23 protein-coding genes (1 of these 23 only partly in view) are annotated in these 19,345 nt (G+C 66.1%); 12 read left to right on the top strand and 11 right to left on the bottom strand.

All coding sequences use genetic code 11. The annotated features are described in order from the left end of the window. The 4 genes from V6B15_RS02130 to V6B15_RS02115 all read left to right on the top strand — a co-directional run. Positions 1-1,464 carry the 3' portion of a lipopolysaccharide biosynthesis protein gene (locus V6B15_RS02130; RefSeq protein WP_334199856.1) on the top strand. Its footprint begins 78 nt before the window's first position, so 1,464 of the gene's 1,542 nt are visible here — the last part of the coding sequence; its start codon lies off the left edge, out of view; the stop codon is at positions 1,462-1,464. A 141-nt stretch (positions 1,465-1,605) separates the two neighbouring features. After that, a complete protein-coding gene (locus V6B15_RS02125) occupies positions 1,606-2,583 on the top strand; it encodes an aspartyl protease family protein (protein ID WP_334199855.1) in 978 nt (325 codons plus the stop codon). A 47-nt stretch (positions 2,584-2,630) separates the two neighbouring features. Next, positions 2,631-4,433, top strand: coding sequence for an ABCB family ABC transporter ATP-binding protein/permease (locus tag V6B15_RS02120; RefSeq protein ID WP_334199854.1), 1,803 nt, complete (start codon positions 2,631-2,633; stop codon positions 4,431-4,433). Between the two features lie 148 nt (positions 4,434-4,581). Then, the gene (locus V6B15_RS02115) at positions 4,582-6,087 is read left to right on the top strand and encodes a SulP family inorganic anion transporter (RefSeq protein ID WP_334199853.1); all 1,506 of its coding nucleotides are present in this window, start codon (positions 4,582-4,584) and stop codon (positions 6,085-6,087) included. Between the two features lie 119 nt (positions 6,088-6,206). Here V6B15_RS02115 and V6B15_RS02110 read toward each other — a convergent pair whose 3' ends face one another. The 5 genes from V6B15_RS02110 to V6B15_RS02090 form a co-directional block, all read right to left on the bottom strand. Further along, a complete protein-coding gene (locus V6B15_RS02110; RefSeq protein ID WP_160767525.1) occupies positions 6,207-6,890 on the bottom strand; it encodes a type 1 glutamine amidotransferase domain-containing protein in 684 nt (227 codons plus the stop codon). Positions 6,891-7,020: 130 nt separating this feature from the next. Further along, positions 7,021-7,395: an ACT domain-containing protein gene (locus V6B15_RS02105; RefSeq protein ID WP_334199852.1), complete on the bottom strand. Its 375-nt coding sequence runs from the start codon at positions 7,393-7,395 to the stop codon at positions 7,021-7,023. A 29-nt stretch (positions 7,396-7,424) separates the two neighbouring features. Then, the gene (hslU, locus tag V6B15_RS02100) at positions 7,425-8,726 is read right to left on the bottom strand and encodes an ATP-dependent protease ATPase subunit HslU (RefSeq protein WP_334199851.1); all 1,302 of its coding nucleotides are present in this window, start codon (positions 8,724-8,726) and stop codon (positions 7,425-7,427) included. A gap of 8 nt (positions 8,727-8,734) precedes the next feature. Then, complete coding sequence (hslV, locus tag V6B15_RS02095; RefSeq protein WP_263605141.1) at positions 8,735-9,295, bottom strand: ATP-dependent protease subunit HslV; 561 nt, start codon at positions 9,293-9,295, stop codon at positions 8,735-8,737. Positions 9,296-9,337: 42 nt separating this feature from the next. Next, complete coding sequence (locus V6B15_RS02090; protein ID WP_334199850.1) at positions 9,338-9,790, bottom strand: outer membrane protein assembly factor BamE; 453 nt, start codon at positions 9,788-9,790, stop codon at positions 9,338-9,340. A gap of 161 nt (positions 9,791-9,951) precedes the next feature. Between V6B15_RS02090 and V6B15_RS02085 the strand changes: the two genes are divergently transcribed. The 3 genes from V6B15_RS02085 to arsN2 are packed head-to-tail and all read left to right on the top strand — an operon-like array spanning position 9,952 to position 11,440. Continuing rightward, on the top strand, positions 9,952-10,479 hold the full coding sequence (locus V6B15_RS02085) for a ubiquinol-cytochrome C chaperone family protein (protein WP_320181792.1): 528 nt from the start codon (positions 9,952-9,954) through the stop codon (positions 10,477-10,479). Next, the gene (locus V6B15_RS02080) at positions 10,476-11,012 is read left to right on the top strand and encodes a YceD family protein (RefSeq protein ID WP_334199849.1); all 537 of its coding nucleotides are present in this window, start codon (positions 10,476-10,478) and stop codon (positions 11,010-11,012) included. The genes V6B15_RS02085 and V6B15_RS02080 overlap by 4 nt, the downstream gene beginning before the upstream one ends. Beyond that, entirely contained in the window at positions 11,009-11,440 is a 432-nt protein-coding gene (arsN2, locus tag V6B15_RS02075; protein ID WP_334199848.1) for an arsenic resistance N-acetyltransferase ArsN2, read from the top strand. Before V6B15_RS02080 ends, arsN2 begins: the two co-directional genes overlap by 4 nt. A 145-nt stretch (positions 11,441-11,585) precedes the next feature. Here arsN2 and V6B15_RS02070 read toward each other — a convergent pair whose 3' ends face one another. The 6 genes from V6B15_RS02070 to V6B15_RS02045 all read right to left on the bottom strand — a co-directional run bounded on the left by V6B15_RS02070 (position 11,586) and on the right by V6B15_RS02045 (position 16,044). Further along, positions 11,586-11,954 carry a hypothetical protein gene (locus V6B15_RS02070; protein ID WP_334199847.1) on the bottom strand — a complete coding sequence of 123 codons (369 nt, stop codon included), beginning with the start codon at positions 11,952-11,954 and terminating at the stop codon, positions 11,586-11,588. 45 nt (positions 11,955-11,999) lie between these two features. Further along, entirely contained in the window at positions 12,000-12,551 is a 552-nt protein-coding gene (gene ssb / locus V6B15_RS02065) for a single-stranded DNA-binding protein (RefSeq protein WP_334199846.1), read from the bottom strand. 100 nt (positions 12,552-12,651) lie between these two features. Next, positions 12,652-14,499, bottom strand: a complete 1,848-nt coding sequence (gene feoB / locus V6B15_RS02060; protein ID WP_334199845.1) for a ferrous iron transporter B — start codon at positions 14,497-14,499, stop codon at positions 12,652-12,654. Further along, positions 14,496-14,735: a FeoA family protein gene (locus V6B15_RS02055; protein ID WP_334199844.1), complete on the bottom strand. Its 240-nt coding sequence runs from the start codon at positions 14,733-14,735 to the stop codon at positions 14,496-14,498. The genes feoB and V6B15_RS02055 overlap by 4 nt, the downstream gene beginning before the upstream one ends. A gap of 54 nt (positions 14,736-14,789) precedes the next feature. Next, positions 14,790-15,449 carry a COQ9 family protein gene (locus tag V6B15_RS02050; RefSeq protein ID WP_334199843.1) on the bottom strand — a complete coding sequence of 220 codons (660 nt, stop codon included), beginning with the start codon at positions 15,447-15,449 and terminating at the stop codon, positions 14,790-14,792. Between the two features lies 1 nt (position 15,450). Further along, positions 15,451-16,044 carry an ankyrin repeat domain-containing protein gene (locus V6B15_RS02045; protein WP_334199842.1) on the bottom strand — a complete coding sequence of 198 codons (594 nt, stop codon included), beginning with the start codon at positions 16,042-16,044 and terminating at the stop codon, positions 15,451-15,453. 95 nt (positions 16,045-16,139) lie between these two features. On the opposite strand from V6B15_RS02045, the gene V6B15_RS02040 reads away from it, so the two are divergent. Genes V6B15_RS02040 through ribD form a run of 5 tightly spaced genes read left to right on the top strand, consistent with a single transcriptional unit; the run spans position 16,140 to position 19,343 of the window. Continuing rightward, a complete protein-coding gene (locus tag V6B15_RS02040; protein WP_334199841.1) occupies positions 16,140-16,724 on the top strand; it encodes an SCO family protein in 585 nt (194 codons plus the stop codon). After that, positions 16,712-17,173, top strand: coding sequence for a YcgN family cysteine cluster protein (locus V6B15_RS02035; RefSeq protein ID WP_334199840.1), 462 nt, complete (start codon positions 16,712-16,714; stop codon positions 17,171-17,173). Before V6B15_RS02040 ends, V6B15_RS02035 begins: the two co-directional genes overlap by 13 nt. Beyond that, complete coding sequence (locus tag V6B15_RS02030; RefSeq protein ID WP_334199839.1) at positions 17,170-17,892, top strand: M48 family metallopeptidase; 723 nt, start codon at positions 17,170-17,172, stop codon at positions 17,890-17,892. The genes V6B15_RS02035 and V6B15_RS02030 overlap by 4 nt, the downstream gene beginning before the upstream one ends. A gap of 43 nt (positions 17,893-17,935) precedes the next feature. Further along, on the top strand, positions 17,936-18,391 hold the full coding sequence (locus V6B15_RS02025) for a hypothetical protein (protein ID WP_334199838.1): 456 nt from the start codon (positions 17,936-17,938) through the stop codon (positions 18,389-18,391). Further along, the gene (ribD, locus tag V6B15_RS02020; RefSeq protein WP_334199837.1) at positions 18,372-19,343 is read left to right on the top strand and encodes a bifunctional diaminohydroxyphosphoribosylaminopyrimidine deaminase/5-amino-6-(5-phosphoribosylamino)uracil reductase RibD; all 972 of its coding nucleotides are present in this window, start codon (positions 18,372-18,374) and stop codon (positions 19,341-19,343) included. Before V6B15_RS02025 ends, ribD begins: the two co-directional genes overlap by 20 nt. Positions 19,344-19,345 lie beyond the last annotated feature (2 nt).

Raw genomic sequence — 19,345 nt, 5'->3', positions numbered from 1 at the left:
TGGGGCAGCCAGTTGGTCGCCCAGTTCATCACCTGGGGCTCCACCATATTGGTAGTGCGCCTGCTCGATCCGTCGGATTACGGCCTGTTCGCCATGAGCCAGGTGATCGTCACCGCATTGCACTTCCTCAATGGCTGGAGCTTTGCCAGTTCGCTGATCCAGGCGGACGAGGTGGGCGAGCGCGATATCGGCCAGGTCTTCGCCCTACTCCTGATCACCAACGGGTCGCTTGCCGCGATCCAGCTGCTGCTCGCCCCGCTGGTCGCGGATTACTTTGGCCAGCCCGCAGTGGCCGACCTGCTGCGCGTGCAGGCGCTGATCTTTGCAATGATCCCCTTTACCGCCCTCCCCACCGCGCTGCTTGCACGGCGGCTCGAGTTTCGCAGCCAGGGGATTGCCAATCTGGTGTCCGCAGTGACCGCGGCTGCCACCGCGCTGGTGCTGGCATGGCAGGGCTTCGGCGTATGGGCGCTTATCTATGCGCCGATCGCGGGCTTCGCAGTGCGCGCGCTGATCATGAGCGTTGCAGCGCGGCTCTGGGTGCGCCCGGTCTTCAATCTCAAGGGCGCCGGGCGGATGATCGGCTTCGGCGGGGCGCTGACGCTGTGCCAGCTGTTCTGGATCATCCAGAGCCAGAGCGACATCTTCATCGCCGGGCGGGTGTTCTCGGTCCACGACCTCGGTCTTTATTCCGAAGCGCTGTTCCTCACGCTGATCGTCACCGGGCGCTTTATCCCGCCGCTGAACGACGTCGCCTTCCCCGCCTATGCCGAACTGCACAAGGCAGGCCGCAGCCTCGGCCCCTATTTCGAGCGGACCGCGCAAAGCGTCCTGCTGGTGGTCGCGCCCATCTATATAGGGCTGTCGCTGACCGCCCCCGAAGCGATCCTCGTGGTGTTCGGCGAGAAATGGACCGGGATGGCGCCGATCGTCTCGGGCCTTGCGCTGGTGATGCCGCTGATGGCGCTGCAGATCATCTGCTCGCCCACCTGTACCGCGACGGGCAAGGAACGCATCTATCTGGCCACCAGCATTGCCGGCGCCGCGATCTTCGCCACCTCGTTTCTGATCGGCGTGCAATATGGCGCACAAGGACTGGTGCATGCCTGGTGGGTCGCCGCCCCCTTGCTCCTGATCTTCACGCTGGCGCTGACGTTGCCGCAGATCGATCTGTCGGTGAAGCGCCTGGCGCAGGCACTCGCGCCCCCGGCCCTCGCCTGCCTGATCATGGCCGTGGTGGTGCTGGGTCTGCGCCAGGCGCTGCCCGCAGATATAGGCCCTGTCGCCACGCTGGGCATTCTCGGAAGCGCGGGCGCCGCGGCCTATGCAGGTATCCTCTATTTCGTCTGGCCCGATGTGGTGCGCCAGAGCATTGCGATGATCAGGCGCACCCCGGCAGATCCGCTGCCGCCGCACGCATCCGCGCGAGCGCCCGCCGATCGAACCAGTACCTTAGCGGATTGAGCCGCGGCCCCCGGCCGGGGCAGCCAGACGGCTAGGTCTCGCCCAGGCTCTGCACCCAGGCGCGCCTCCGCCCTTCCCCTCCCCGATTTTGCCGGCTCGCCCCGCCGTGGTATCCTGCGCGCGAGAGGAAGAGTGAAAGCCATGGCTCGATACGGGTTATCCCGATTGGCCGCCGCCGCGCTGGCAATAGCCGCGCCGCTGGCCGCGCAGTCGCCCGCCCCTGCCGAGGCTGGCGCGGAGCCACCTGCCGACGACCATGTCATCGACCGCGATCGCTACGAACGGCTGACGGTGCCGGTCACCATCGCGGGCCGGGGTCCCTATCGCTTCCTGATCGATACCGGCGCGCAGGCCACCGTGGTGACGCACAGGATCGTCAACGATCTCGCGCTGCCGCGCCGCGGGCGGGCAATGCTCGTCGCCATGGGCAGCGCCGAGATGGTCGACCTGATCGAGGTGGATGAACTGCGCTTTGCCGACCGTTCGGTCACCGGCCTGCTCTCGCCGCTGCTTCATTCCACCAATATCGGCGCCGACGGGATCCTCGGGCTCGACAGCCTGCAGGATCTGCGCGTGTTGATCGACCTCCGCGAAGAACGCATGCAAGTCGCCGATGCGGCGACGCTGGGCGGCAATGCGGGATATGAGATCATCGTCCGCGCGCGGCGCAAGCTGGGGCAGATGGTGATCACCGATGCGCTGGTCGACAATATCCGCGTCGCGGTGGTGGTCGATACCGGGGCCCAGACCACCTTGGGCAACAGCGCCTTGCTGCGCAAATTGCGCGCGCGCGATATGGGCGAGATCACCAGCATGGATGTCCATGGGACGCAGATAGTCAGCGACCTTTCCTATGCGCGCAAGCTCGAGATCGGCGGGATGACCATGGGCAATGTCCCGATCGGTTTTGCCGACAGCCCGACCTTTGCCGCGCTTGGTCTGGGCAAGCGGCCCGCGCTGATCCTGGGGATCGGCAGTATGCGCGTGTTCGACCGGGTGGCGATCGATTTCGCGCGCCGCCAGATCCTGTTCGACATTCCCGGCCGCCACGACCCCTCGCGCGCGCGCGCGATGTTTATGTCTGGCGGTCCCATACCCGGCGGACCGGGGACCCCGTAGGCCCGCCACCTTGCCCCGGCGGCGCAATCGTCCCACATAGCCGCCCTATGCCGCCCGACCTTACAGCCTCCGCCCAGCGTCACGATCCCGAAGGCTGGGCCACGGTCCGGCGCTTCCTCCCCTATCTCTGGCCTGCCGATAAACCGCATCTGAAACGGCGGATCGTCGGCGCGATGTTGTTCGTGCTGATGGCCAAGGGGACCATGCTGGCGCTGCCCTTCGCCTATAAGGGCGCGGTCGATGCGATGACCACGCCCGCAAACGAGGCGGCGATGGTCGCGCTGGCTTTCGTCATTGCCTATGCTGCGGGACGGCTCGCGGCGGTGGTGTTCGACAATCTGCGCAACATCACCTTCGAACGCGTCGGGCAGGATGCGACGCGCCAGCTGGCCGAGGATACCTTTGCCCGGCTGCACCAGCTGTCGCTGCGCTTCCACCTCTCGCGCCGCACCGGCGAAGTGACCAAGACGATCGACCGCGGGACCAAGAGCATCGACGTCATGCTCTATTTCCTGCTGTTCAACATCGCCCCGACCGCACTCGAACTGATCGCGGTGGGCGTGATCTTCTACCTCAACTTCGGCTGGGAACTGGTTGCCGCCACCGCGCTGACCGTGGGCGCCTATATAACGGTGACGCGCAAGATCACCGAATGGCGCAACGATCTGCGGCGCCAGATGAACGAGCTCGACGGGACCGCACTGGCGCGCTCGGTCGACAGCCTGCTCAATTACGAGACGGTCAAATATTTCGGCGCCGAGGTGCGCGAGCGCGAACGCTACGCCGAATCCGCGCATGCCTATGCCGAAGCCGCGGTGAAGAGCGAGAACTCGCTTGGCCTGCTCAACATCAGCCAGGCAGTGATCATGAACCTGCTGATGGGCGGCGCAATGGGCTTTACCGTGTGGCAGTGGAGCCAGGGCGTGCTGACCACCGGCGACCTCGTGCTGGTCAACACCTATCTGATCCAGCTTTTCCGTCCGCTCGACATGCTCGGCATGGTCTATCGCACGGTCCGGCAGGGGCTGATCGACATGGCCGAGATGTTCCACCTGATCGATACCAATGCCGAAGTGCAGGATGCCCCCGGTGCCCCGGCGCTGGTCGTGCGGCGGCCGACGCTGGCGTTCGAGGATGTCGTCTTCGGTTACGAGGAAGACCGCACCATCCTCCACGGGCTGAGTTTCGAGGTCCCCGCGGGCAACCATGTCGCGATCGTCGGTCCCTCGGGTGCGGGCAAGAGCACGATCGGACGGCTGCTGTTCCGCTTCTACGATCCGCAGGCGGGCCGGATCCTGATCGACGGGCAGGACATCGCGCAGGTGACGCAGGCCTCGCTGCGCGACAAGATCGGTATCGTTCCGCAGGACACCGTGCTGTTCAACGACACCATCGGCTACAATATCGCCTATGGCCGCGCCGGGGCGAGCACCGAACAGGTGGCCGCGGCCGCCAGCGCAGCGGCGATCCTGCCCTTCATCGAACGCCTGCCCGATGGCCTCGATACCGAGGTCGGCGAGCGCGGCCTCAAGCTGTCGGGGGGCGAGAAGCAGCGCGTCGCCATCGCGCGGACGCTGGTCAAGGACCCGCCGATCCTGCTGCTCGACGAAGCCACCAGCGCCTTGGACAGCCGCACCGAACAGGCGATCCTCGCCACGCTGCGCCGGGTCTCGGAACATCGCACCACGCTGGCCATCGCGCACCGGCTGTCGACCATTGCCGATGCCGACCGCATCCTGGTGCTCGACCAGGGGCGGCTGGCGGAAAGCGGGACGCATGGCGACCTGCTGCGCGCGCGCGGCCTCTATGCCGATATGTGGGCGCGCCAGCAGGCCGAAAGCGACGCCTGAGCCCGCTCGCTGCAGGCCGCGCGGGATTCGCGCGAACCCGGTGCGTCTGGCCGCAGTCTTGTGATGCACTGCAACATCGTTCATAGGGCGAAGCGATTTTCGCGCGCCGATTGCGCGTGCGCTTCCCGAACCTGACAGGACATTTCCCATGCTCGACCGTGCCGCGATCCACCGCGACTGGTTTTCCAACATCCGCGGAGACGTGCTTGCCGGCCTCGTCGTCGCGCTGGCGCTGATCCCCGAAGCGATCGGCTTCTCGATCATCGCCGGGGTCGATCCGCGCGTCGGGCTCTATGCCTCGGTGGCGATCGCGATGGTCATCGCCTTTACCGGCGGGCGCCCGGGCATGATCTCGGCAGCGACTGCGGCGGTGGCCGTGGTGGTGGTGCCGCTGGTACGCGATCACGGGGTCGAATACCTCTTCGCCGCGACCATATTGATGGGCGTCTTCCAGGGCATTGCGGCGCTGCTGCGGCTCGACCTGCTGATGCAATTCGTCAGCCGCTCGGTCATTACCGGCTTCGTCAATGCGCTGGCGATCCTGATCTTCATGGCGCAGCTACCGCAGCTCGATCCGACCGCTGCCGGGATCGGCTGGGTGACCTATGCGATGGTCGCTGCCGCGCTGGCGATGATCTACATCATCCCCAAGTTCACCACCGCCATCCCCAGCCCGCTGATCGCCATCGTCGTGCTCACCGCGCTGACGATTTTCCTCGATGCGCCGGTCAACACGGTCACCGACATGGGCGAACTGCCCGAAGGCCTGCCCTATTTCGCGCTGCCCAATGTGCCGCTGACCTGGGAAACGCTGACCATTATCGCCCCCTATGCGGCGACCATGGCCGCGGTCGGCCTGCTCGAATCGCTGCTCACCGCGCAGATCGTCGACGACATGACGCATACCGGCAGCAACAAGCGCCGCGAAAGCGGCGGTCAGGGCATGGCCAATATCGTCGCGGCCTTCTTCGGCGGGATGGGCGGCTGCGCGATGATCGGCCAGTCGGTCATCAACGTGACCAGCGGCGGCCGCGGCCGTCTGTCGACCTTTACCGCGGGTCTGTCGCTGCTGATCCTGCTTGCGCTGCTGGGCGACCTCGTCGGCCAAGTGCCGATGCCCGCGCTGGTGGCGATCATGATCATGGTGTCGATCGGGACCTTCTCGTGGAACTCGATCCCCAATATCGGCAAGCACCCCTGGCAGAGCTCGGTGGTGATGCTGACCACGGTTGCCGTGGTCGTGGCGACGCATAACCTCGCGCTGGGCGTGCTGGCGGGCGTGGTGCTCTCGGGCGTGTTCTTCACCCACAAGGTGATGACGATGTTCGAGGTCGTTCGCGAACGCGACGGGGAAACCGCGACCTACCGCGCCAAGGGCCAGATCTTCTACGCCAGCGTCGAACGCTTCGAAGCCGCGCTTGGCCCCGAAAGCATCATGCCCGACCCCGCCGACCACGTGATCATCGACGTGTCGAAGGCGCATTTCTGGGACATCAGCGCGATCGGCGCGCTCGACAAGGTGGTCGAACGCATGCGCCGCAATGGCCGCAGCGTGCAGGTCGTCGGGCTCAACCGCGCGAGCAGCGACTTGGTCGACAAGTTCGCGCTGACCGACAAGACCGGTGTCGAAATCGGGCTGGCCCCGCATCCGTAAGCCGGATGTGCGGGGCAGTGGCCGCCCCTTCGGGGGCCGCCGCTGATACGCAGCTGCGAGCATGAAAAAGGGCGGGCCCGGTATATCCGCGCCCGCCCTTTCCATGAAATCACCCAAGCCTAGTCCGCTTTCAGCGCTTCCAGCAGCTTCTCGGCCGCAGGCTCGCTCGACGGCGGGTTCTGGCCGGTGATGAGCAGGCCATCCTGAACGACATAGGGTTCGAAGACGCCTTGCTTGGAGAAGGTCCCGCCCTGCTCGATCAAAACGTCCTCGAGCAGGAAGGGCACGACATCGGTCAGGCCGACCGCGTCTTCTTCCTGATTGGTGAAGCCGGTGACCTTGCGTCCCTTGACGATCGGATCGCCATTGGGCGCGGTGACGTTCTTCAGCACGGCAGGCGCATGGCAGACCAGCGCCACCGGCTTGCCGGCGGCCAGCGTGTCCTCGATCACGGCCTTGGAAACCGCACTCTCGGCGAGGTCCCAGAGCGGCCCGTGGCCGCCCGGGTAGAAGACGCCGTCGAACGATGCGACATCGACATCCGCGAGTTTCTCGGTCGAGGCCAGCTGCGCCTGCGCCTCGCTGTCCTTCTTGTACCGTTCGGTCGCCGCGGTCTGCGCGTCGGGCTCGTCGGACTTGGGATCCAGCGGCGGCTTGCCGCCTGCGGGGCTGGCCAGCGTGATGTCATGTCCAGCGTCCTTGAGGACGTAATAGGGGGCAGCGAATTCTTCGAGCCAGAAGCCCGTCTTGTCGCCAGTGTCGCCGAGCTCGTCGTGGCTCGTCAGAACCATAAGAATTTTCATAGTGTTCGTCCCTTTCGGGGGATTTTGGCGCGGCCGAAACGTCCGGCGCTTCATCAAAGGAACACACTTCGCCCGCTTCGGTTTCGCATTCGGGTGGCCGATCGCGGCCCGGGCACTGTGCCCCTGACCGTCAGACCGCGGACGCCGCCAGGGCGCGCAGCACGTCGAGCGCCTCTTCCGCGCGGAGAGCAGGCAGAAAAGCATGATCGTGGTGGAACGCCGCGACCATGTTGCAGGCGATCCCGGCCTCGGCTAGCGCGCCCGCCACGGCAGCAGTGAGCCCGACACCTTCGAGGTCGGAATGCACCATCAGCGTGATGCGCGCGAAGTCCGGGCCTTCGATCCCCAATTCATCCGCCAGTTCGGCCGGGACAATCGCCGACACCCCCTCGTCCTCGCGAAAAGTACCGATCACCGCGCCGAGCAATTGCGGCGCCGTGTCCGGTTGGACGAGGACGAAGCGCCAGCGGCGCGAGTCGAGCCGGGGCGCCATGGCGGCGACCATCGCCCGGCCATCGCGCACCGGCCCGCCCATTACAGGATATACTTGCTGAGGTCGGTATCGCCCGCGAGCGTTTCGAGCCGTTCGCGCACATAGGCGGCGTCGATCGTGATCGTCTCGCCCTTGTGCTCCTCGGCCTCGAAGCTGATATCCTCGAGCAGGCGCTCCATCACCGTCTGCAGGCGGCGGGCACCGATGTTCTCGACCGCTTCATTGACCTGCGCGGCCAGCTTGGCGACTTCGGTGATCGCATCCTCGGTGAAATCGAGCGTGACGTCTTCGGTCCCGATCAGCGCGCAGTACTGTTCGACCAGATTGGCGCGCGTTTCCTTGAGGATGCGGACGAAGTCCTCCTCGGTCAGCGCGCGCAATTCGACGCGGATCGGCAGGCGGCCCTGCAGTTCGGGCAGCATGTCCGAAGGCTTGGACAGGTGAAACGCGCCGCTGGCGATGAAGAGCACGTGATCGGTCTTCATCGGCCCGTATTTGGTGGCTACCGTGGTGCCCTCGATCAGCGGCAGCAGGTCGCGCTGCACGCCCTCGCGGCTGACGCTGCCGCCGCGCACATCGCTGACCGCAATCTTGTCGATCTCGTCGAGGAACACGATGCCATTGGTTTCGGCATTCTCCAGCGCGACGCGATTGACGTCGTCCTGGTCCATGCGCTTGTCGCTCTCTTCCTCGACCAGCCGGTCCCAGGCATCGGGCACTTTCAGCTTGCGCCGCTTGAGTGGGCTCTTGCCCATCGCCTTGCCGAGCATGTCCGAGAGGTCGATCATGCCGACCCCGCCGGGCATTCCGGGCACATCCATCGGCGAGCTGGGCGCTTCGCGCACCTCGATCTCGACCTCGGTATCGTTCATCGAATTGTCGACGATCCGCTGACGGAAGGCCTCGCGCGTCGCTTCGCTGGCATTGTCGCCGACCAGCGCGGTGAGCAAGCGGTCCATCGCCGCCTTGCTCGCGGCTTCGCGCACCGCCTCGCGGCGGCGGTCCTTTTCCAGCCGGATCGCTTCTTCGGCAAGGTCGCGCGCGATCTGGTCGACGTCGCGGCCGACATAGCCGACCTCGGTAAACTTGGTCGCCTCGATCTTGATGAAGGGCGCTTCGGCGAGCTTCGCCAGCCGCCGGCTGATCTCGGTCTTGCCGCAGCCGGTGGGGCCAATCATCAGGATGTTCTTGGGCGTCACCTCGTCGCGCAGCTCGGCGTCGAGCCGCTGGCGGCGCCAGCGGTTGCGCAGCGCCACCGCGACCGCGCGCTTGGCATCCTTCTGGCCGATGATGTGTTCGTCCAGCGCGGCGACAATCGCCTTGGGGGTCAGTGCTTGTGTCATGAAACTCTTCAGACCGTTTCGACGGTCACATTGCCGTTGGTGAACACGCAGACATCGGCGGCAACCGCCATGGCCTTGCGCGCGATGGTTTCTGGATCGTCTTCGTAATCGACGAGCGCCTTGGCTGCGCTGAGCGCGTAATTGCCGCCCGAGCCGATCGCGGCAATGCCTCCTTCGGGTTCGAGCACATCGCCATTGCCGGTGAGGACGAGGAGGTTGTCCTTGTCGGCCACGATCATCAGCGCTTCGAGATTGCGCAGGTACTTGTCCATGCGCCAGTCCTTGGTCAGCTCGACTGCGGCGCGCAGCAGCTGGCCGTTATATTGCTCGAGCTTCTTTTCGAGCCGTTCGAACAGCGTGAAGGCATCGGCGGTCGCACCGGCAAACCCGGCGACCACTTTCTCGCCTTCGCCGATCCGGCGGACCTTCTTGGCATTGGGCTTCATCACCGTATTGCCCATGGAGACCTGTCCGTCCCCGGCAATCACGGTGACATCGCCGCGCTTGACGCCGATGATGGTGGTGGAATGCCACTGGGTCAGCCCGTGGCGATTGTCGTTTGCATCCATGCCGCGCGATATGGGGGGTGCGCGGCCGGGGTCAAGCGCAGCCTAACCGCCGACGCCCGGCTGGCCGACCGCACCGATATTGCCGAACAGGTCTTCGAGGAAGCTGCGCTCGCGGCCCAGCGTGGGCGTCTCGTTGCCATCGGGACTGAGAAAGACGACCTGGTCCATGCCGGTCTGTTCGGCGGAAACGACATTGCCGGCGGCATCGAACTTCACCGCCAGCACCGAATGTTCGCGGATGCGCGGGCGGACGAACGGCTTGCGCCCCGTCGTGCTCGACACATAATACCAGGTCTTCTCGCCATACTGGCTTTCGAAGGTCGGGCGGCCGAGCGTGCCGGTGACGCTGCGCTCGTTATCGATGCCGGGTTGGACCGACTGCAGCAGGGTCGCATCGACGATATAGCCGCGCGGCTCGCGGATCGCAGCGCAACCGCTCGTGGCAATGGCAGCCGCGCCAATTACGGCGAGGCCCAGAATTTTCGACCTGTTCATGGGAACAGCAAATCTCCGTCTGTCGGCAGGCGCTTGGCCGCGGGCGACCACCTGCCTATATGCTCGGGCAACGCCTTAATCCGAAAGCGTCGGCCCTTGCAACTCGGCAATGGGGTGCGCTTGGGGATCGCGGTTTGAATTGCCGCTGAACGGAGTAGTCTGTGTCTATCCTTGCCCGCCTTTTCGGCACCGTCTTTTCCTCTGGCCCGGACCCGCGCGAGGAATGGCGCCCGCTGTGGCACCGCGTGGTCGCCGAAGCGCGCGATCCCGACTGGTACCGCATGTGCGGCGTCGCCGACAGCGTCGAGGGGCGCTACGACATGATCACGCTGGTGCTCACGCTGGTGATGCTCCGGCTGGAGGATGCGGGCGACATGGGCCCGGCCACCGCCCGGCTGACCGAATTGTTCGTCGAGGACATGGAAGGCCAGATGCGCGAAGCGGGGATCGGCGATCCCACCGTGGGCAAGAAGATCAATGCGCTGATGGAAAGCATGAACGGGCGCATCGGCGCCTATCGCGACGGGCTGCGCAGCGATCCCAAAGTGCTGGTCGAGGCGGTGCGCCGCAACGTCACCATGGCCCAGCCCGACGAGGCCGAGGCCTTGGTCCAGCGCATGGCGGCGCTGCATGCACGGCTCGAACGCACCAGCGTGGACGAATTGCGCAAAGGCGAGATCGCGGCATGAGCGCGGGAGAACTCACCCGGCTGGTAAAGCCGCGCGCGCTGCCCGGTGCGCCGCTGGTGGTGGAGGCCACCGACGCCGAACGCGCCGCGCTGGCGCAGCGGTTCGCCGTCACCTCGGTCCCCGACCTCACCGCGAGCGTCACCTTCGACACCGACGGCGAGGCGGTGCTGGCCAATGGCACCCTCACCGCGACCATCGAACAGCCTTGTGCGGTGACGCGCGAGAATATCCGCTATGCGGTCACCGAGCCGCTCGCACTGCGCTTCGTGCCTGCGGAATCGATGCCCGACTATGCCCCCGACGAGGAAGTCGAACTCGACACCGAAGACCTCGACGAGATTCCATACGAGGGCGACGTCTTCGATCTCGGCGAGGCAATCGCGCAGACGCTCGCGCTGGCGATCGATCCCTATCGCGAAGGCCCGGGCGCGGACGAGGCGCGCCGCAAGGCGGGCATTGCCAGCGACGAGGAGCAGGTCCCCAGCGGCCCGTTGGCGGAAGCACTGGCGGCATTGAAGAAGGACCAGGCATGACGGCGCTCACGATCACCCCCATGGCCTCGCTCGAGGAGTTCGTCCCGGCGCTCGCAGCGGAGGGGCTGCCGGTGGATGATATCGAAGACGACGGGCGCGCGTTCTTCGCCTTTCATCACGCGGGACGATGCATCGGCTTCGGCGGGATCGAGGGCGATGGCCGGGACCGCATCCTGCGCTCCCTCGTCATCCTCGGCGCGGCGCGCGGTCGGGGCACGGGGCGCGAGGCCGTCACGCTACTGGAGAGCGAGGCGCGCCGTCAGGGTGCCGCCCGGCTGCATTTGCTGACCACCACCGCCGCGGACTTTTTCCGGAAGCTGGGTTACCGCGATCACCACCGCGAGGACGCGCCCGAAACGGTCGCATCCTCGCGCGAATTCGCCGCACTGTGCCCTGCCAGCGCCGACTATCTGGTCAAGCCGCTCTAATCGATCAGAATGGGATGTCGTCGTCGAGGTCGTCGTAGTTCGAACCGCCCCTCTGATTCTAGCCGCCGCCACCTCTCGTCGCGCCGTCGAGTGTCATCAGCGTGCCGCTAGAACCTCGAGGTAGAGGGTAAGTACATAGCGGCCCTCATCTATTCCACCTGAAGAAAACGACATCGCCATGCGTCGATTTGTACCTGAGAGAAACATAGAGGATCAAGGTGGAAACAAATATTGGTAGGACTAGGATGTCCATTTTGGTGCCAAAAGAGACACTAAAAAAGTCGTTGACAATAAAAAGTATACCCAGCGCCATTGGACCGAGAATAGGGAGAAAATTTAGCCGATTAGCGCTTTTTGCCAATCCCAGGGCGAAGGACGCAGCCATGCAAGTCAGGATGAGGGTCCAGACAATGAGTACCGTCGAGTATGAAGCAACTGCCATCGTCACAACGAAAAAGCATGCAAAAATTGCGTGATAGGTAAGGATCGCTTTGATCAGCAGCTTGTAGTCCATGACGGTTCTCGATCCTTAGCTGTAAGTGGGATTACAACCACTCCATCAGAACGGAATATCGTCGTCGAGATCGTCGTAGTTCGAGCCGCCGCCGGCGCCGCCCGCGCTGCCGCCCGATGCTGCCCCGCCCTGGCCACCGCCGCCCTGGTTCCAGCCGCCGCCGGAGCCGCCGCCCGACGAGCCGCCACCCTGATCCCATGACGAACCGCCGCCGCGCTGGCCACCGCCACCGCCCGAACCGCCCTGGGCGCCGTCGAGCATGGTCAGCGTGCCGGTGAGGCCGCGCAGCACGACTTCGGTCGAATAGCGGTCGTTACCCGACTGGTCCTGCCATTTGCGGGTCTGCAGCTGGCCTTCGATATAGACCTTCGAGCCCTTGCGCAGGAAGCGTTCGACCACGCCCACCAGACCTTCGGAGAAGATCGCGACGGTGTGCCATTCGGTCCGTTCCTGGCGTTCGCCGGTGTTGCGGTCCTTCCACGTCTCGCTCGTGGCGATGCGCAGATTGGCGACCTTGCCGCCATTCTGGAAGCTGCGGATCTCGGGATCGGCACCGAGATTACCGATGAGCATGACTTTGTTGAGGCTTCCGGCCATCGAATCGTTCCTTCGTAACTGTTGACCCACGGCCTAACCCAGCCCGCCAGCGGGGGCTAGACAGGCGCGGCTGCGTTTCCACCGGACCGGACCCGGTTCGCTACAGTCCCAGCGCGGTCGCGATCCAGAAGGTCAGCCCGCCCGCGACATAGGCCAGCGCAAACAGGTACGCGACCATGAAGGCGGGCCATTTCCAGCCGTTGGTCTCGCGCCGCGCGACTGCGATGGTCGAGATACATTGCGGCGCGAAGACGAACCAGGCGAGGAAGGCGAGCGCGGTCGGCAGGCTCCACAGCGCGGCGATCCGGTCGGTCACGCCCTCGGCGGCGAGGTCTTCATCCTCGGTATCGACCGCATAGGTCGTCGCCAGCGCCGAAACCGCCACTTCGCGCGCAGCCATCGCCGGAATCAGCGCGAGGCTCATCTCGCGGTTGAAGCCGATCGGCTCGAGCACCGGGTGCAGCACATCGGCGACCCGGCCCGCGACGCTGGCGTCCATCTGGCTTTCGCCCGGTTCCGCCTTGGGGAAGCTCAGCATCAGCCACAGGGCGATGGTGACTACGAAGATGATCGTGCCCGCGCGGCGCAGGAAGACCCAGGCGCGCTGCCACAGGCCGATGGCGAGGTCAGTGATACGCGGCAGCTGATAGCGCGGCATCTCCATGATGAACCCGCTCGCCGCGCCGCGTGCCACGGTGCTGCGCAGTACCAGCGCCACCACCATCGCACCGACAATCCCCGCCAAGTATAGCACGAACAGGACCAGGCCCTGCAGGCCGATGCCCGGTCCCACGCTGGTTTCGGGGATCACCGCGGCGATGATCACCGCATAGACCGGCAGCCGCGCCGAACAGGTCATCAGCGGGGCGATCAATATGGTGGTCAGCCGATCCCTGGCATCGGGAATGCTGCGCGCGGCCATGATGCCGGGGATCGCGCAGGCGAAGCTGGAAAGCAGCGGGATAAAGCTCTTGCCCGACAGGCCGACGCCCGCCATCAACCGGTCCATCAGGAACGCCGCGCGCGCCATGTAGCCGCTCGCCTCCATCACGAGGATGAAGAAGAACAGGATCACGATCTGCGGCAGGAAGACCACGACCGAGCCGACACCCGCCAGCACGCCTTCGGTGAGGAAGTCGCGGATCAGCCCGGCGGGCACGACATCGGTCACCACCCCCGATATCGCGCCAACCGCGCCTTCGAGCGCATCGGCAAAGGGGGTCGCCCAGGCGAACACCGCCTGGAAGATCACGAACAGCAGGCCGAACAGGATGACCGGACCGATCCAGGGATTGAGCAGAATCCGGTCGACGCCGTTCTCAACCGTGTGGCGGGTCGAGGTCGACAGGATCGCGCCGCGCGCCATGTGCTTGGCCGCCAGCCGCCGCTCGGGCAGCGTCAGATGCCATTGCCGGTGCGCGTCCTCGTCGGCATGGGTTTCGGCTTCGGCGATCGCCGCGGACAATTCCTTCAGCCCCTTGCGCCGCACGGCGACCGTCGGGATCACCGGCACGCCCAGCGCCGCGGAGAGCGCCTCGGGATCGAGCACCAGACCGTCGCGTTCGGCAAGGTCGATCATGTTGAGCGCGACCACCGTCGGGCGCCCGAGTTCGAGCACTTCCTGCGCGAAGACGAGATGCTGCTCGAGATTCGCGGCATCGAGCACGAGCACGATGACCTCGGGCGTGGCCTCGCCTGCGAATTCCCCCTGGACGACCTTGCGGGTCACTTCCTCGTCGGGGCTCGCGGCATCGAAACTGTAGGAGCCGGGCAAGTCGATCAGCTCGACCGGTTCGCCGCTCGGCAGGGCCAGCCGCCCCGCCTTGCGTTCGACCGTTACGCCGGGATAATTGGCGATCTTCTGGCGCGCGCCGGTGAGCGCGTTGAACAGCGCGGATTTTCCCGCATTGGGATTGCCGACAAGGGCGGCGATGCGTTTGCGGCTCATGCGGGTTCGACCTCGATCGCCAGTGCGTGGCTGCGGCGCAGCGCAATGGTCATGCGTCCGATACGGATGGCAAGCGGATCGCGTGTCCCGAAAATGCCGCGATGGATGATGGCGACTTCGGCGCCTTCGTCCACGCCCAGCGCCTTGAGGCGCTTGCCTTCATCCTCGGCCAGCGCGGCCCAGTCTACGGCCACGATCCGCGCGACCTTTTCATGTTCGAACCCGTCCAGCGTCATACGCGCCGCCCTGTCAGAAGTGCGCGGTAGTTGCAACTGGTTATCAATAGCGCGCTAGCGTGCGGGGTAGCGCAGCCGTCCGAGGAAGCGCGAAACGCTAAAGCTCTCGCGATCGGGGTTGAGCCATTTGGCCTTGACCCGTTCGAACGTCATCACGCCGTCGATCCGGCGCTCGAGGAAGGCCCGCGTCTCGGCCTTGCCCTCGCTCTCGTCATCGACGAACACCGCCAGCGTCGCGCCATAGATCGAGGCGAGGATCGCGCGCTTGGTGTAGTGATTGTAATCGGTCGCCGTATCGCCTGCCAGCCGCCACATCACATCGGCGCTGTTCCAGCCGGTCTTGAGCGCGCGCGCGGCGTTGCGCGGCATCGCCATGATCGCCAGCGCGCGGCGCAGCGCCTCTTCCTGCCCGGCCACCGCATCGAGTCGGTACTGGACGAGGCTGCGAATGCGTTCGCGGATTTTCATCTCGGCCAGCTGTTCGGGCGGCAGGTCGAGCATCATCTGCCGGTCGATCGTCTCGATCCAGGCGCAGATCATGCCCATCGCGCCGTCATCCTTGTAGGCGAGCCGGGCGACATCGCGGTCCGCGCCAAGCTGGTCGGCGGCCATGTCCAGCGCGGCATCGCTCCAACCATCGAAGATCGCCGCCTCGGCGATGCCGGGGGCGAGCGCGAGCCGCAGCTCGTCGAGCGTGAGGTCGGCGACGTCCATGTCAGCTCGGCCCGTAGGCTTCGGCCTGCTCGCCGCGGTCGGCCTCGGCGCGTTCGATTTCCTCGAGCATGGTCGAGCGCGCGCCCATCAACTGCGCATAATCACGCGCGGTGCGGCCCGAATTGTCTGCCCGGTCGGGATCGGCGCCCTTTTCGATCAGCAGCCGGACCAGGCCGCTGTCGCGCCGGTGGACGGCGGCGATCAACGGGGTTTCGCCGGTGCTATTGGGCACATCGACCGCTGCGCCGCGCCCGGCCAGGATTTCCACGCCTTCGGAAAAGCCGAGCTGCGCGGCGAGCTGCAGCGGCGTAGTGCCATGCTTGTCGGCGAGATTGGGATTGGCACCTTTCGACAGCAGGAACCGCAGCCACACCGCATCGCGCCGCTGGGTGACGATATGCAGCGCGGTTTCACCGCTGGAAATGTCACGCGAATTGACCAGCACGCTGCCCGGTTCTTCGAGCAGCAGCGTCGCTTCGTCGCCCTGGCGCTTCTTCACCGCTTCGAGGAACTTGTATCCGTCGCGCTGCGACTGCGCCTGCAGCGGCCCCGCCAGCAGCGATCCTGCCAGCGCCGCCAGAAGGATGTTTTTCACCAAACGCTTCACCGTGTAGGGTCCCTATTATCCGCAATTCAATGACTGACTCGCCCTTGCCGAGCGCCGGTTAGCAGACCATGAACCCTCACACCATGCTACGCAACCACGCCCCGCTTTTCGCCGCGCTGCTGCTGCTCTCCGCCTGCAACAGCGCCCCTCCCGCCACACCGCCGCTGGCCGGCGCCGCGATCGGCGGCGAGTTTACGCTGACGGGCGAGGATGGCAGCGATGTCAGCTGGAGCGATTTCGACGGGCAGTACCGCACCGTCTATTTCGGCTATACCTATTGCCCCGACGTCTGCCCGGTCGACACCCAGCGCGCGATGGCGGGCCTCAAGGCGTTCGAGGAAGCAAACCCCGCGCTCGGCGCACAGATCCAGCCACTGTTCATCAGCGTCGATCCGGGCCGCGACAATCCCGCCACGCTCACCGAGTTCACCGACAATTTTCACCCGCGGCTGATCGGGCTGACGGGTACGAAAGAGCAACTCGGCGCGGTCACCGGGGCCTTCGCCGCGACCTATACGATCGAGGATCCGTCAGAGGGTGGCGGCTATCTGGTCGGCCATACCAACATCACCTATCTGTTCGGACCCGATGGCGAGCCGCTGGCCATGCTGCCCACCGATGAAGGCCCCGAAGCGGTCGCCGCGGAACTGGAAAAATGGGTGCGCTGAGGGAGCGTTTCTGGGAGCGGCCACTGGCCGATCTCTCCGCGGAAGAATGGGAAGCGCTGTGCGACGGCTGCGGACGCTGCTGCCTGCACAAGGTCGAATATGAAGACACGGGCGAGATCGAGCACACCAATGTGGCGTGCAAGCTGCTCGACCCACGATCCGCGCAGTGCACCGACTACAAACACCGCAAGGCCTTCGTCCCCGATTGCCTGCGGCTGACGCTCAAGATCGTCGAAGACGTGAGCTGGCTGCCCGCGACCTGCGCTTATCGCCGCCGCGCCGACGGGCAGCCGCTGCCGCGCTGGCACTATTTGCTGACCGGCGACCGCGAGGACGTGGTCCGCGCAGGCGTATCGGTAGCGGGCCGCGTGGTGAGCGAAACCGATGCCGGCCCGCTCGAACACCATGTGGTCGAATGGGACGACGACGACGAGGAAGACGCGGCATGATCGACTGGCTGCGCCGCGAAGCGCTCGAGCCGGTGATCGCGCTGGATGACCGCGAACTGCCGATCGAGATCATCCGCAATCGCCGCGCGCGGCGGCTGACGCTGCGGCTGGCACCCGATGGCAGCGCAGTGCGCATCACGCTCCCGCATTGGTGCCGCAGCGCCGAAGCGATCGCCTTTGCGCATGCTCGGCGCGAATGGCTGGCGGCGCAGCTGGCCAAAGTGCCCGCGCAGCGCGACCCCGTGCAGGACCGGCGGCTGCCCTATCGCGGCGCCGAGATCGCCATCGACTGGCGCGCGGATGCCCCGCGCAAGCCGCAGGTCACGGGCGACACGCTGACCATCGGCGGCCCCGAGGACACGCTGGGCAAACGCCTGCAGCGCTGGCTCGAGGGCGAGGCGGTGCGGCTGTTTTCCGCCGATGCCGCAGATTACTGCGCCCGCGGCGATCTCGCGCAGGCCGAGGTCAAGCTCACCCGCGCGCGGCGGCGCTGGGGAAGCTGTTCGTCCGAAGGCGTGCTGCGGCTCAACTGGCGGCTCGTCCAGGCGCCCGACCCTGTCCGCCGCTCGGTGGTTGCGCATGAAGTCGCGCATCTGGTCCATTTCGACCATTCGCCCGCGTTCCACGCCCTGCTCGACCAGCTCTACGAGGACGATATCGAACAGGCCAATCGCTGGCTCAGCCGTCACGGGCGCGAACTTTACGCAAGCTTCGGATAGCCAATACTGGCGCGGTTCATCGAAACCCCCTATCTTGGCACCCATGCGCTTTACGTCACGCTTCGATCCCCGGGCCGGGGCCGCCGACCTGTGGGAATATCTCCGCGAACCGCGGCCCTATCGCTGGCCGATACTGGCGGTATCGATCGCGATCCCGCTCGCCGGGGTGGCGATGCTGACGCAGGAATCGCATTTCCGCCCGCCCGATGCGCCCAAGGTGAACTTCATCTCGACCTTCGCCGAGGGGCGCAGCGACGAGGAAATCCGCCAGTCGAACCTCGTCAACCAGCAGCGCAAGGAAACGCGCGAGGCTGAACGCGAGGAGCTGCGCGCGCGCAAGGTCGAGGCCTACAAGGCGCTTGGCCGCGCAACCGGGCTCGATGTCGACGAAATGGAGCGGCAGGCGCAGATCGAAGCCGCGCGCGAGAAAGCCATCGCCGAAGCACGGCGGCGCGAACGCTACCAGGCAGGCTCGGCACTTGACCTCAGCGGCGACTGACGCGCGCTGGCTCGACGCGGCGGCACGGCTGGCGGGCCGTTCGCGCCCGGCGAGCTATCCCAATCCCGGCGTGGGCTGCATCCTCGTTAAAGACGACCGCGTGGTCGGACGCGGCTGGACGCATGCCGGTGGCCGCCCGCATGCAGAGGCAGCGGCGCTGGACCAGGCGGGTGAGGCCGCTCGCGGCGCCACCGCCTATGTCACGCTCGAACCCTGCGCGCACCGCTCGCCGCGCGGCCCGGCCTGCAGCGATTTGCTGGTCGAAGCCGGTGTCGCACGCGTGGTCGCAGGCGTCGAGGACCCCGATCCGCGCACGGCGGGCGATGGGCTGGCGCGCTTGCGCACGGCGGGGATCGAGGCCTCGCTCATCCCCTCCCCCGCATCCCAAGCCAGCCTGGTGGGCTATCTCACGCGGGCCCATCACGACCGGCCACATGTCACGATGAAGATCGCCATGTCGCTCGATGGCTGCATCGCCATGACCAGCGGCGAAAGCCAGTGGATCACCGGCGATGCCGCGCGCGCGCATGTCCATTCGCGCCGAGCACAGGCCGATGCGATCCTCGTCGGCGGCGGAACCTGGCGCGCCGACCGGCCCGGCCTCGATGTGCGGCTGCCCGGGCTCGAGAACCGCAGCCCGCAGCGCGTCGTGCTCACCCGCGGGGTCGCCCCCGACGGGGTTAAAGTCATTAACACACCCGCGCAGGTCGCCGGGCTCGATGCGCTCTACCTCTATGTCGAAGCGGGCGCGAATATTGCCGCCAGCCTCCTTGCCGCCGACCTCGTCGACCGGCTCGAGCTTTACCGCGCCCCGATCGTCATCGGCGGCGGGCGCGGCGCGGTGGCGGACCTCGGGCTCGACAGCCTCGCCGCGGCGCATGGCCGGTGGCAGCTTGCCGAAAGCCGCCAGCTTGGCAGCGACAGCTTCGCCGCCTACAGCCGCCTGCGGTAATC

Origin of the sequence: Qipengyuania sp. Mu-71, from assembly GCF_036867055.1 — a bacterium.
GTDB classification, from domain to species: Bacteria; Pseudomonadota; Alphaproteobacteria; order Sphingomonadales; family Sphingomonadaceae; genus Qipengyuania; species Qipengyuania profunda.
Note: the sequence above shows the minus strand (reverse complement) of the source record. Positions and strands in the feature narration are given on the sequence as shown.

What these genes read in the sequence shown, in the direction of transcription:
- V6B15_RS02125 (WP_334199855.1), top strand. Translation starts at nt 1,606, where the DNA reads ATGGCTCGATACGGGTTATCCCGATTGGCCGCCGCCGCGCTGGCAATA.
- V6B15_RS02120 (WP_334199854.1), top strand. Translation starts at nt 2,631, where the DNA reads ATGCCGCCCGACCTTACAGCCTCCGCCCAGCGTCACGATCCCGAAGGC.
- V6B15_RS02115 (WP_334199853.1), top strand. Translation starts at nt 4,582, where the DNA reads ATGCTCGACCGTGCCGCGATCCACCGCGACTGGTTTTCCAACATCCGC.
- V6B15_RS02110 (WP_160767525.1), bottom strand. Translation starts at nt 6,890, where the DNA reads ATGAAAATTCTTATGGTTCTGACGAGCCACGACGAGCTCGGCGACACT.
- V6B15_RS02105 (WP_334199852.1), bottom strand. Translation starts at nt 7,395, where the DNA reads ATGGTCGCCGCCATGGCGCCCCGGCTCGACTCGCGCCGCTGGCGCTTC.
- hslU (WP_334199851.1), bottom strand. Translation starts at nt 8,726, where the DNA reads ATGACACAAGCACTGACCCCCAAGGCGATTGTCGCCGCGCTGGACGAA.
- hslV (WP_263605141.1), bottom strand. Translation starts at nt 9,295, where the DNA reads ATGGATGCAAACGACAATCGCCACGGGCTGACCCAGTGGCATTCCACC.
- V6B15_RS02090 (WP_334199850.1), bottom strand. Translation starts at nt 9,790, where the DNA reads ATGAACAGGTCGAAAATTCTGGGCCTCGCCGTAATTGGCGCGGCTGCC.
- V6B15_RS02080 (WP_334199849.1), top strand. Translation starts at nt 10,476, where the DNA reads ATGAGCGCGGGAGAACTCACCCGGCTGGTAAAGCCGCGCGCGCTGCCC.
- arsN2 (WP_334199848.1), top strand. Translation starts at nt 11,009, where the DNA reads ATGACGGCGCTCACGATCACCCCCATGGCCTCGCTCGAGGAGTTCGTC.
- V6B15_RS02070 (WP_334199847.1), bottom strand. Translation starts at nt 11,954, where the DNA reads ATGGACTACAAGCTGCTGATCAAAGCGATCCTTACCTATCACGCAATT.
- ssb (WP_334199846.1), bottom strand. Translation starts at nt 12,551, where the DNA reads ATGGCCGGAAGCCTCAACAAAGTCATGCTCATCGGTAATCTCGGTGCC.
- feoB (WP_334199845.1), bottom strand. Translation starts at nt 14,499, where the DNA reads ATGAGCCGCAAACGCATCGCCGCCCTTGTCGGCAATCCCAATGCGGGA.
- V6B15_RS02055 (WP_334199844.1), bottom strand. Translation starts at nt 14,735, where the DNA reads ATGACGCTGGACGGGTTCGAACATGAAAAGGTCGCGCGGATCGTGGCC.
- V6B15_RS02050 (WP_334199843.1), bottom strand. Translation starts at nt 15,449, where the DNA reads ATGGACGTCGCCGACCTCACGCTCGACGAGCTGCGGCTCGCGCTCGCC.
- V6B15_RS02040 (WP_334199841.1), top strand. Translation starts at nt 16,140, where the DNA reads ATGCTACGCAACCACGCCCCGCTTTTCGCCGCGCTGCTGCTGCTCTCC.
- V6B15_RS02035 (WP_334199840.1), top strand. Translation starts at nt 16,712, where the DNA reads ATGGGTGCGCTGAGGGAGCGTTTCTGGGAGCGGCCACTGGCCGATCTC.
- V6B15_RS02030 (WP_334199839.1), top strand. Translation starts at nt 17,170, where the DNA reads ATGATCGACTGGCTGCGCCGCGAAGCGCTCGAGCCGGTGATCGCGCTG.
- V6B15_RS02025 (WP_334199838.1), top strand. Translation starts at nt 17,936, where the DNA reads ATGCGCTTTACGTCACGCTTCGATCCCCGGGCCGGGGCCGCCGACCTG.